The organism is Lentzea nigeriaca (assembly GCF_016907955.1).
Classification (GTDB): domain Bacteria; phylum Actinomycetota; class Actinomycetes; order Mycobacteriales; family Pseudonocardiaceae; genus Lentzea; species Lentzea nigeriaca.
This window is the reverse complement of the sequence record NZ_JAFBCX010000008.1, coordinates 109,193-120,874: the sequence shown is the minus strand read 5'-3', so window position 1 is coordinate 120,874 and position 11,682 is coordinate 109,193. Positions and strand designations below refer to the sequence as shown.

10 protein-coding genes are annotated in these 11,682 nt (G+C 68.4%); 9 read left to right on the top strand and 1 reads right to left on the bottom strand.

The features are described 5' to 3' along the window. Positions 1–55: 55 nt before the first annotated feature. Together JOD27_RS27040 and JOD27_RS27035 are read left to right on the top strand one after the other, a co-directional pair. The gene (locus JOD27_RS27040; protein WP_204765094.1) at positions 56–943 is read left to right on the top strand and encodes an AurF N-oxygenase family protein; all 888 of its coding nucleotides are present in this window, start codon (positions 56–58) and stop codon (positions 941–943) included. A gap of 38 nt (positions 944–981) precedes the next feature. Then, a complete protein-coding gene (locus JOD27_RS27035) occupies positions 982–1,704 on the top strand; it encodes an alpha/beta fold hydrolase (RefSeq protein WP_204765093.1) in 723 nt (240 codons plus the stop codon). Between the two features lie 99 nt (positions 1,705–1,803). Here JOD27_RS27035 and JOD27_RS27030 read toward each other — a convergent pair whose 3' ends face one another. Further along, positions 1,804–2,433: a TetR/AcrR family transcriptional regulator gene (locus JOD27_RS27030; protein ID WP_204765092.1), complete on the bottom strand. Its 630-nt coding sequence runs from the start codon at positions 2,431–2,433 to the stop codon at positions 1,804–1,806. A 126-nt stretch (positions 2,434–2,559) separates the two neighbouring features. Here JOD27_RS27030 and JOD27_RS27025 point away from each other — a divergent pair, with 126 nt between their 5' ends. The 7 genes from JOD27_RS27025 to JOD27_RS26995 all read left to right on the top strand — a co-directional run bounded on the left by JOD27_RS27025 (position 2,560) and on the right by JOD27_RS26995 (position 11,641). Continuing rightward, a complete protein-coding gene (locus tag JOD27_RS27025; protein WP_307830338.1) occupies positions 2,560–3,513 on the top strand; it encodes an alpha/beta fold hydrolase in 954 nt (317 codons plus the stop codon). A gap of 40 nt (positions 3,514–3,553) precedes the next feature. Then, a complete protein-coding gene (locus JOD27_RS46805) occupies positions 3,554–4,543 on the top strand; it encodes a DUF3152 domain-containing protein (RefSeq protein ID WP_204765091.1) in 990 nt (329 codons plus the stop codon). Positions 4,544–4,626: 83 nt separating this feature from the next. Beyond that, positions 4,627–5,799 carry an adenylyltransferase/sulfurtransferase MoeZ gene (moeZ, locus tag JOD27_RS27015; RefSeq protein ID WP_204765090.1) on the top strand — a complete coding sequence of 391 codons (1,173 nt, stop codon included), beginning with the start codon at positions 4,627–4,629 and terminating at the stop codon, positions 5,797–5,799. Between the two features lie 148 nt (positions 5,800–5,947). After that, complete coding sequence (locus tag JOD27_RS27010; RefSeq protein ID WP_204765089.1) at positions 5,948–6,745, top strand: TIGR02569 family protein; 798 nt, start codon at positions 5,948–5,950, stop codon at positions 6,743–6,745. Positions 6,746–6,850: 105 nt separating this feature from the next. Then, entirely contained in the window at positions 6,851–8,782 is a 1,932-nt protein-coding gene (locus JOD27_RS27005; protein WP_204765088.1) for a molybdopterin oxidoreductase family protein, read from the top strand. After that, positions 8,767–10,239 (top strand): FAD-dependent oxidoreductase, encoded by a 1,473-nt coding sequence (locus JOD27_RS27000; protein ID WP_204765087.1) that lies wholly within the window; start codon positions 8,767–8,769, stop codon positions 10,237–10,239. Before JOD27_RS27005 ends, JOD27_RS27000 begins: the two co-directional genes overlap by 16 nt. 97 nt (positions 10,240–10,336) lie before the next feature. Next, positions 10,337–11,641, top strand: a complete 1,305-nt coding sequence (locus JOD27_RS26995; RefSeq protein ID WP_204765086.1) for an MFS transporter — start codon at positions 10,337–10,339, stop codon at positions 11,639–11,641. The last annotated feature ends 41 nt before the right edge of the window (positions 11,642–11,682 follow it).

The following is an 11,682-nucleotide window of genomic DNA, read 5'->3' as shown; positions in this document are numbered from 1 at the left end:
CACGCTACCAGAAGTAACCGTTACCTCAAGTAACACCTACCGGGGAGGGCAATCGATGAGGGTGGCCGATCGGGAGAAGACGGCGGAGAGGCTGCTGAAGTCGTCCGCGGAGAAGTTCTACGACCCCGAGGTGGACATCGACTGGTCCGCACCTCTGGTCGACGGGCTCTTCTACATCCCTGAACAGCGCATTTCGCTCTACGGGACCCCTCTCTACGAGTCGCTTTCGGTCGAGCAGCGCATCGAGCTGTCCAAGCACGAGCTCGCGTCGATCGCGTCCGTCGGCCTGTGGTTCGAGCTGCTGCTCATGCAGATGCTGGTCAAGGTCGTCTACAACGCCGACCCGACCTCCCGGCACGCCCAGTACGCGCTCACCGAGGTGGCCGACGAGTGCCGCCACTCGACGATGTTCGCGCGCCTGGTCGAACGCATCGGCTGCCCGCCGTACGGGCCGACCCGCCACACCCACCGGCTGGGCAGGTTGCTGCCGACCATCGGGTACGGCCCCGCGATGTACGGCTCGATCCTGGTCGCCGAGGAGATCCTCGACCGCCTGCAGCGGGAGGCGATGAACGACTCGTCGGTCCAGCCCATCGTGCGGATGGTGAACCGGATCCACGTGCTGGAGGAGGCTCGCCACGTTCGGTTCGCGCGTGAGGAGCTGCTGCGCGGGATGTCCTCGTTGAAGAGTTACGAGCTGCCCTACCAGAAGTGGCTCATCGGGTACGTGTCGATGATGATCACGCGCACGATCATCAACCCTGCCGTGTACGCGGCGGTGGGGCTGGACGTGCGCGAAGCCCGTCGGCAGGCGCTCGGCAACCCGCGGTTCCAGGAGACCATTCGCTGGTCGGGGGAACGGATCATGTCGTTCCTGGACGAAGCCGGACTCGTCGGAAAGCCGGGGATGCGGTCATGGCGCCGTTCGTTCTTGATCGGCTGAACGTTGTCACGTCGGAGTCTGAGTCGTCCTCCTCCGATGTGACTGCCGTTCTGTTGCATGGCTGGACGATGGACCTCACGACGTGGGATCGCGTCGCAGCCGTTCTGCCCGGCAGGGTGGTGCGGTACGACGTCCGTGGGCACGGGCTGTCTACCGGGCGTGCCTCGACCTTGGCTGAGCTGGCTTCCGACCTGGAAGCGGTTGTCGACGAGTACGTGCCGTCCGGACGGATCGTGCTGGCCGGGCATTCGCTCGGTGGGATGACGATCATGGCGCTGGCCGAGCAGCGTCCCGAGTTGTTCTCGCGCGTATCGGGGGTGGCCCTCGTGGCCACTTCGTGCGGGAACCTGCCCGGTTTGAGCGGTGTGGAGCGGCTCGCCGGGCGCTGGCTGGTCAAGCGGCCGAAGGTCGGGTTCGGCCGCTTGATCACGCCTGGGCTTCGGGTGACGTTCGGGCGGCGGGCTCGGTGGGCTGACGTGCGGGCGGCCGCCGCGATGGCCGGGGCTACCACCGGTGAGGCGTTTGTCGGGCTTCGGGAGGAGCTCACTCGGCATCAGCGGCGGGAGGCGTTGGCTGTGCTTTCGGCCATTCCGACCGTCGTCATGGCTGGGTCTTGGGATGTGCTGACGCCGTTGCGGCACTCGCGGGTGATCGCGGAGGCGCTGCCGTCGGCGGAGTTCGTGATCTATCCGAAGGCTGGGCATATGTTGCCGTTGGAGCGGTCGGAGGATGTGGCACGGCGGATCGCCGCGCTGATGTGAGAGCTCATGCGAACGGCCCTTCGCTGCGAAGGGCCGTTCGTGTGTTTGACGGAGCCTTACGCGTGGAAGGACCGGGTTTTGGCCATCGACGCGTCAGTCTCAGTGCTGGAGCGGGAAGCCGCCGCCGATGCCTCGCCACGCGAGGTTGGAGATCAGGGCGACTGCCTCTTCCTTGGGCACGCGGCGGTTGTCCGCCAGCCAGGAACGGGCCGTGACCTGCGACAGGCCCACGAGGCCGACGGCCAGCAGGCGTGCGCGCTCCGGGTCGAGGCCCGCGTCGGCGGTGATCGTGTCGGTGATCGCGTCGACCGAGTCGGTGGTCGCGCGCTCGACGGCCTCCTGGACGGCGGGCTCGGAGCGCAGGTCGGACTCGAAGACCATGCGGAAGGCCTGGCCCTCGCCGTCCACGAAGTCGTAGAAGGCGGCCACGGCGGCGCGGACGCGGAGCTTGTTGTCCGTCGAGGAGGCGATGGCGGCGCGGACCCGGCTGACCATGTCGTCCACGTGGGACTCGAGCAGGGCCATGTACAGCTCCAGCTTGCCCGGGAAGTGCTGGTAGAGCACCGGCTTGGACACGCCGGCTCGCTCGGCGATCTCGTCCATCGCCGCGGCGTGGTAGCCGTTGGCGACGAACACGTCCTGTGCCGCTGCCAGCAGTTGCGCGCGGCGTGCGGTGCGCGGCAGTCGAACGCCCCTGCCTGCGGGTGCGCTCTGCGCCGTCTCCGTCATGGTGCCTCCAGCACGAGTCATCTGCCGTCGGGGAGGGGTTGCCTGCCCGAGGCGTGAGCGCAACCTTACTCGCTAGTAGCCCAGATCCGGGAACCATCTCCGGCTTCTTTCCCGCATCCTGGTCTGGTGAGCGCCCTGATTCCCGCACCGCTGTCCACCGTCGAGCTGCCGCCGTTGGACACGTCGCAGACGCCGTGGCCCGGCGAGTTCCACCAGGTCGAGGGGCATCAGGTGCACGTCAGGGTCACGAAAGGGGGCGGGCCGCCCGCCGTTTTCGTGCACGGGCTGGGTGGGTCGGCGACCAACTGGACGGACCTCGCCGCCCAGCTGCGCGAACACGTCAGCGGGTACTCGATCGATCTGCCTGGGTTCGGGCGGTCGGAGCCGATTCCCGGGTACGACTTCAGTCTCGCGACGCACGCGCGCACGGTGATCAAGTATCTCGAGACGTTCGACGAGCCCGTACACCTGTTCGGCAACTCGATGGGTGGGGCCATCTCCGTCATCGTGGCCGCTACCAGGCCAGATCTGGTCAGGACGCTCACGCTGGTGAGTCCGGCGGTGCCCGATCTGAGGCCGCGGCTCGACCGCATGTCGGACCCGCGGATGGCGCTCGCGGTGCTGCCGATCATCGGGTCGAAGGTGCGTCGTGAGCTCGCCAAGCTGACCGCGCACGACCGGACGAGGCAGATGCTCGACCTGTGTTTCGCCGATCCGACCGTGGTGCCCGACCACCGCATCGAGGAGTCGATCAGGGAGAACGAGGAACGTGCCCGGCAGAAGTGGGCCGGGCAGGCGCTCAACCGGAGCACCTTCGGGTTGATGCAGAGCTGGCTCACGCCGGGGCCGAAGTCGCTCTGGCGCGTCCTTCCGATGGTCAAGGCGCCGACGCTGGTTCTCTGGGGGGAGAACGACAGGCTCGTGAGCGTGCGGAAGGGGCCGCGCACGGCACGTCTGCTGCCCAAGGGGCGATTGCTGGTGCTTCCCAAGACCGGGCACGTCGCCCAGATGGAGCGGCCGGCCACCGTGGCCAGGGCCGTCCTGGGCATGTGGGAGGCGGTCGACCGACACACATGGTGACGAATACCGGCCATACGGGGTATGTGGGACCCTGGTCAACGTGAATCGCGCCCCCGAGCGAGGACGTACTGATCCGCCCGCTGACCGCTACCGTCGTGGCGCGCGCCGGACCAGCGCGGAACCACTTGCGGCCGCCTGGGAGCCGGAGGGCACGGCGCAGAGTCGACGGCCGCGCGAGCGCGGGGTCAGGAAGCTCGTCGCCAACTACGGGTGGCGGATCTACGCCATCCCCGTGCTCCTCGTGCTGACGGCGCTCGTGGTGCTCGACACGGTGCAGCCGAAGTCGCCCGCGGCCGGTGGCAGCGCCGGCAACTCCACGGACGTGGTCACCACCACGCCGGAGGCTCCCGCGACCGAGGTGCAGGCGCAGAAGCCGAAGCTCGACGTGCCCACCGCCGAACTGCCCGCGGGACCGGGGTTCTCGGAGGACGGTGTCGGCACGTGGCGGGTGATCCCCGGCAGCGGTGCGCGGGTCGGCGAGGCGAACGCGCAGAAGTTCCGCAAGTACGCGGTGGCCGTCGAGGACGGCGTGAAGCCCGCCGACTACAACAACGACGAGGCCGCGTTCGCGCGGACCGTCGAGGGGATCCTGTCGGACCCGCGCAGCTGGGTCGGCACGAAGCAGGTCGCGTTGCAGCGGGTCGAGGCGAACCAGAACCCCGACTTCATCGTCAGCCTGACCAGCACGAAGACAACGCACACGCTCTGTGGCAAGGAGATCCCGTTCGAGACCTCCTGCTGGAACCCCGCGAGCAAGCGCGTGATCATCAACGTCGCCCGCTGGGTGCGCGGTGCCATGGTCTACGGCCCTGACCTCGCCGGGTACCGGACCTACGTGATCAACCACGAGGTCGGGCACGCGCTCGGCAACGGCCACGCGCCCTGCCAGGAGAACGGTGCGCCGGCGCCGGTCATGATGCAGCAGACGTTCGGCGTCGCGAACAACTTCGTCTCCCAGCTCAACGCGGGCCAGGACGTGGTTCCCGCCGATGGCAAGGTCTGCACGCCGAACCCGTTTCCCGCTGGCTGAGACGGCTTTCCAACGAGGAAGAGTCCAGGCAAGGTTGACGTTGTCTCGGATACAGAGGCATGCAGTCCGTCGAGGAGGAGCAAATGGCGCTTCCGCCGCTCGTTGAGCCAGCCGCGGAGCTGACCAAGGAAGAAGTCGCGCGGTACAGCCGGCACCTGATCATCCCGGACGTCGGGGTGGACGGGCAGAAGCGGCTGAAGAACGCGAAGGTGCTCGTCGTCGGCGCGGGCGGCCTGGGCAGCCCGGCACTGCTGTACCTGGCCGCGGCCGGGGTCGGCACGCTCGGCGTCGTCGACTTCGACGTCGTGGACGAGTCGAACCTGCAGCGTCAGGTCATCCACGGCCAGTCCGACGTCGGTCGTCCGAAGGCCGAGTCCGCCCGCGATTCCGTCGCCGAGATCAACCCGTTCGTCAAGGTCGTGCTGCACCAGACGCACCTCAACTCCGAGAACGCGCTGGACATCTTCTCGGACTACGACCTGATCCTCGACGGCACCGACAACTTCGCCACGCGGTACCTGGTGAACGACGCCGCGGTGCTGCTGGGCAAGCCGTACGTCTGGGGTTCGATCTTCCGGTTCGAGGGCCAGGTCAGCGTCTTCTGGGAGGACGCGCCGAACGGCCAGGGCCTGAACTACCGCGACCTCTACCCGGAGCCGCCGCCTCCCGGCATGGTCCCCTCCTGCGCCGAGGGCGGCGTGCTGGGCGTGCTGTGCGCGTCCATCGGGTCGATCATGGTCACCGAGGCGATCAAGCTGCTCACCGGCATCGGTGACCCGCTGCTCGGCCGCCTGATGGTCTACGACGCGCTGGAGATGACCTACCGGACGATCAAGATCCGCAAGGACCCGGAGTCGCCGAAGATCACCGAGCTGATCGACTACGAGGCTTTCTGCGGTGTCGTGTCCACGGACGCGCAGCAGGCGGCGGCGGGCAACACGATCACGCCGCTCGAGCTCAAGCACAAGCAGGAGTCCGGCGAGGACTTCCTGCTGGTGGACGTCCGCGAGCCGCACGAGTACGAGATCGTGAAGATCCCGGGCTCGGTGCTGATCCCCAAGGACAAGATCCTGTCCGGTGAGGCGTTCTCCCAGCTCCCGCAGGACAAGCCGCTGGTGCTGCACTGCAAGTCCGGTGCTCGCTCGGCGGAGGCCCTCGCGGCGCTGCACAAGGCGGGCTTCAAGGACGCTGTGCACGTCGGTGGTGGCGTCCTCGCGTGGGCGCGGGAAGTCGACCCCTCGCTGCCGACCTACTGATGGCCTGAGGGCGTGTGCAAGTACTGCCAACGGCCTAGTTGGTGGTACTTGCACACGCCCCAACCGCTGGGCTGTTCGGGTGGTGGCGCGAATCACCGCGTGTTGCGTTCCGCCATCCGGGTGGTCCGAGCAGGTAGCGTGCCCGATCGTGACCCGGTCCCCCGAACCGCCCCCAGCGCACGTGCGTGCGGCGTTCGGGGCACGTGACGCCGAGCCAGAGCTCATCGACGGCGGCCCCGCCTGGCGCTGCGGCGACGCCACGATCCGGCCCGCGCCGAAGCCCGCGGAGGCCACCTGGATCGCCAAGACCCTCGACGGCCTGGACGTGCCCAATCTGCGCATCGGCAGACCGCTGAGATCCACGGACGGCCGGTACGTCGTCGGCGGCTGGTCCGCCACCAAGTTCCTCGCCGGTCGTGCCGAGGCACGTCACGACGAGGTCGTCGCCGTCGCCCAGCGTCTGCACCAGGCCACGGCCGACCTGCCCAAGCCCCGTTTCCTGGACGCGCGGACGGACGTGTTCGCCGTCGCCGACCGCAAGGCGTGGGGCGAGGAGGACGTGCCGCTCGAGGCCGACCTCGGCGGCAGGCTGTTCGACCTGCTGAAGGAAACGCAGAAGCCGCTCAACCTGCGGTCGCAGGTCGTGCACGGCGACCTCTTCGGCAACGTGCTGTTCGCGGGCAACGCCCCGCCCGCCGTCATCGACTTCACCGCGTACTGGCGCCCCGCCGAGTGGGCCGCCGCCGTGATCGCGGTGGACGCCGTCGCGTGGGGTGGCGCGGATTCCGGACTGTTCAAGCGGTGGAGCCACCTCGCGGAGTGGCCGCAGGTTCTGGTGCGCGCGACGCTGTTCCGGTTGGCAGTGCACGCTTTGCACCCGTTGTCAACGCCACAGTCGTTTGCGGGCTTGGAACGAGCTGCTCACCACGTCACAGCACTGCTCTGAGCTGACAACTTTCCACGTTGGAAACATTGCGGAGCATTGGGTTAACGCGCGCTTCTTAGCGTCAGCCGGGTGACCCATTGCCCCTACTGCGCGCTGCAGTGCTCCATGAGCGTCATCGACGGCCAGGTGGCCCCTGGTCCCGGTGGGCTGTGCCAGAAGGGCTGGACGGCGGGGGAGTTGCTGCGCCATCCAGGCCGCCTCACCACGCCGCTGGTCCACGGCCGGCCCGCCTCCTGGGACGAGGCTCTGGACTTCGTCGCCTCCCGGATCAAGGAGTTCGAGCCAGACGAGGTCGCCGTGTTCGGCGGCGGCGGACTGACGAACGAGAAGGCGTACCTGCTCGGCAAGTTCGCGCGGGTCGCGCTGAAGACCTCGCAGATCGACTACAACGGCCGCTTCTGCATGTCCTCCGCCGCCGCGGCGGGCAACAAGGCGTTCGGGCTCGATCGCGGCATGCCGTTCCCGCTCAGCGACCTCAAGTCGGCCGACACGGTGCTGCTGGCGGGCTCGAACCCGGCCGAGACGATGCCGCCGTTCCTGCGTCACCTGGAGGGCACGCGGCTGATCGTCATCGACCCGCGCCGGACCGCGACCGCCGAGCGCGCGACGTTGCACCTGCAGCCCGCGCCCGGCACGGATCTCGCGCTGGCACTGGGACTGCTGCACACCGCCGTCATCGAGGGCGTGATCGACAAGGAGTACATCTCCTCCCGCACCAGCGGTTTCGACGACGCCTGGCGGGTCGCGGCGCAGTGGTGGCCGGAGCACACCGAACGCGTCACGGGCGTTTCCGCCGCTGACCAGCGCGCTGCCGTGCACATGCTGGCCGGGCGGTCGTACATCCTGACGGGCCGCGGCACCGAGCAGCACGCGTCCGGCACCGACAACGTGTCGGCATGGATCAACCTGGCGCTGGCGCTGGGATTGCCCGGCCGTGTCGGCTCCGGCTACGGCTGCCTGACCGGGCAGGGCAACGGCCAGGGCGGCCGCGAGCACGGGCAGAAGGCCGACCAGCTGCCCGGTTACCGCAAGCTCGACGATCCCGTGGCGCGGCAGCACATCATGGACGTCTGGGGCGTCGACTGGTTGCCGGGACCGGGCCGCAGCGCGTACGAGCTGCTGACCGCCGACGACCTCAGGGCGATGCTGGTGTTCGGCAGCAACCCGGTGGTCTCGGCGCCGCGGGCGTCCGGCGTCGCGGAGCGTCTGAAGGCCCTGGACCTGTTGGTGGTGGCGGACTTCGTGATGTCCGAGACCGCCGCGATGGCCGACGTCGTCTTCCCTGTCACGCAGTGGGCTGAGGAAGACGGCACGATGACCAACCTCGAAGGCCGGATCATCAGGCGCCGCAAGGCACTCGACCCGCCTGCCGGAGTGCGCAGCGACCTGCACCTCATCCACGGACTGGCCGCACGTCTCGGCTGCGCGGAGAAGTTCCTGACCGAGCCGAAGGAGGTCTTCGAGGAGCTGCGCAGGGCTTCCGCCGGCGGGCCCTCCGACTACTCCGGCGTCACCTACGAACGGCTCGACGCCGAGCAGCTGCACTGGCCGGTGCCGTCCGTCGATCATCCCGGCACGCCAAGGCTCTTCCTCGACCGGTTCGCGCATCCGGACGGTCTCGCCCGGTTCGTCCCGGTCGACCACAAGGGTCCGGCGGAACCGCCGGACGAGGAGTTCCCGTTGCAGGCCACCACCGGGCGGGTCCTGCAGCACTACCAGTCGGGTGCGCAGACGCGGCGGATCGGCGAACTGATGAAGGCGGTTCCCGAGATGTACGTGGAAATGCACCCGGACACGGCTTCACGTGCGGGGCTTGCTTCCGGTGAGCCCGCGCACGTCGTGTCCCGGCGGGGCAGGGTGACGGCGACCGTGCGGTGCGTGCCGAGCATGCGCGCCGACGCGGTGTTCCTGCCGTTCCACTTCCCCGGTGACGGGAGGGCGAACCTGCTCACCAACCCCGCGCTCGATCCCACGAGCCGGATGCCCGAGTTCAAGGTCTGCGCGGTGCGATTGGAGCAGGTATGCGACGAGTCGTGATCGTTGGCTACGGCATGGCGGGCGCTCGGCTTGCGGACGAGCTGCGCCGTCGTGACCACGACATCTCCATCACCATCATCGGATCCGAGCCGCACGCCGCGTACAACCGCGTGCTGCTCTCGACGGTGGTCGCCGGAACCATGACGCCGGAGTCGACCCGGCTGCACGACGAGAAGTGGGCGGCCGAGCACAACATCGACCTGCGCCTCGGCTACGAGGTCGCCGAGATCGACCGAGCCTCACGCACAGTGACCATCGAAAGTACGCGGGGAGCTTCCGTACTCTCGGAGAGTACGGAAGGGCCCCGCGTGAGCGTCCAGTACGACGCGTTGGTGCTGGCTACCGGGAGTACGCCGTGGGTGCCGCCGGCTGAGGGGCTCGTCGAGGACGGGCGGCTTGCGGAGGGGGTCGTCGCGTTCCGGACGCTCGACGACTGTGCCGAGATCGAGGCCAAGGCACACAAGGGTGCTCCCGTGGTAGTCCTCGGCGGTGGGCTGCTCGGCATCGAGGCCGCACGTGGCCTGGCTGGACGAGGCTGCCTCGTCACGGTCGTCCACCCCGTCGGCCACCTGATGGAACGCCAGCTCGACCCCGGCGCGGGTGGTGTGCTTGCCCGCACGCTCGGCCAGCTCGGCATCGAGTTCAAGCTGAACTCGCTGGCCGCCAAGTACCTTCCCGGCGACGGCCTGATCCTCGACGACGGCACCCACGTGCCCGCCGAGCTCGTGGTCGTCTCCGCGGGTGTGCGCGCCGAAACGTCGTTGGCGGTCAAGGCAGGTCTCGAGGTCGACCGCGGGATCGTGGTGGACGACGCCCTGCGCACCAGCGACCCGCGCATCCACGCGATCGGTGACTGCGCCCAGCACCCCGGCACGGTCTCCGGCCTGGTGCAGCCCGCCTGGGACCAGGCCGCGGTGCTCGCCGACCGTCTGACCGGCGCCAACCCGGCGGCCCGCTACCTCGGCACCTCCGTCGTCACGCGGTTGAAGGCCCGTGACGTGGACCTGGCGGCGTTGGGTGACGTGCACACCGACGTGGACTGCCCGGACTCGGAAGTCCTGTGCTTCCAGGAACCCTCCCGCGGCCGGTACGCGAAGCTCGTGCTGCGGGACGACCGGGTGGCGGGCGCGATCGTGCTCGGCGCGCCGGATGCCGCCGCCACGATCACCCAGTTCTACGACCGCGGAATCCCCGCGCCGACCGATCGACTGGCGTTGTTGCTGGGCCGTGCGCTGCCCGCGGAGGCCGCGTCGCCGGCGGACCTGCCGTCCAGCGCGGTGATCTGCCGGTGCAACACCGTTTCCAAGGGACAGATCGTGTCGGCCTGGCGTTCGGGAGCGGAAACCCTCCCGCAGCTGGCGGAGTCCACCCGCGCGACCACGGGCTGTGGTGGTTGCAAGGACGCCGTGTGCGGACTGCTCGACTGGCTCGGAGCCTCACAGCCCGCCTCGGCGTGATGTGCGGCGGAGTTGCCTCCGCCGTCATCGGCCAGAACCCCTCGGTAATCCGGACTTCTTAGCTTTTTCGGCAGTCGCCGACCCCAGGAGGAACTACATGCGGAGCTGGATCGAGCACTGGGAACCCGAGAACCCCGAGTTCTGGGAGTCGAAGGGCAAGCAGATCGCGCGCAAGAACCTGGCGCTGTCGATCTTCGCGGAGAACCTCGGGTTCAGCGTGTGGGTGCTGATGAGCATCGTCGTCGTCAGCCTCGGCTCGGTGGGCTTCAACTTCACCGTCGGCCAGCAGTTCTGGCTGCTGATCGTGCCGAACCTGGTCGGCTCACTGCTGCGCGTGCCCTACACGTTCGCGGTGCCGAAGTTCGGCGGCCGGCTGTGGACGACGATCAGCGCCGGTCTGCTGCTCATCCCGACCGCGATGCTCGCCTACGCCGTGACCACGCCGGGCACGCCGTACTGGTTCTTCCTGCTCACCTCGGCCGCGATGGGCCTCGGCGGCGGCAACTTCTCGTCGTCGATGGCGAACATCTCGTTCTTCTACCCGGAGGGCAAGAAGGGCCTGGCGCTCGGCATGAACGCGGCCGGCGGCAACCTCGGTGTCGCGATCACCCAGCTGATCGTGCCGGTCATCATCAAGATCGGCACGGGGATCAACCTCGCCTACGCGGCACTGATCTGGATGCCGTTCATCGTCCTCGCCACGGCGTTCGCGTGGTTCTTCATGGACAGCCTCACGCAGGCCAAGCCGGACGGTCAGTCGTACAAGAAGGCGCTCTCGAACCAGCACACCTGGGTGATGTCGTTCCTGTACATCGGCACGTTCGGGTCGTTCATCGGCTACTCGTTCGCGTTCCCGTCACTGATCAAGATCAGCTTCGTGGACTACAAGTCCTGGGTGTCACTCGCGTTCCTCGGCGCGCTGATCGGTTCGATCGCCCGTCCCGCCGGTGGCTGGCTGGCAGACCGGATCGGTGGCGCCAAGGTGACGCTCGGCACGTTCGTCGGGCTCGGGATCGGCACGATCGGCGTCATGGTCAGCGTGGACATGAAGAGCTTCCCGCTGTTCTTCGCCTCGTTCATCCTGCTGTTCATCCTGGCGGGCGTCGGCAACGGCTCGACCTACCGGATGATCCCGGCGATCTTCAAGACGCAGGTGGACGACGACAAGTCGGCCAAGCGCCAGGCCGCCGCGGTCGTCGGCATCGCGGGTGCGATCGGTGCTGCCGGTGGCGTCTTGGTGAACCTCGTCTTCAAGTTCTCGCTGGAGGGTTCGAAGACGCTGACGCCCGCGCTGACGGCGATCCTCGTCTTCTACGCGCTCTGCCTCGGCACGACGTGGTGGTTCTACCTGCGGCGCAACGTGTTCGCGACGCGACCCTCGCTGGCCTACGCCGGCGTGTGACGCACAACGCGTTGAGCTGCGAAGAGAGTTTCCTTTAACAC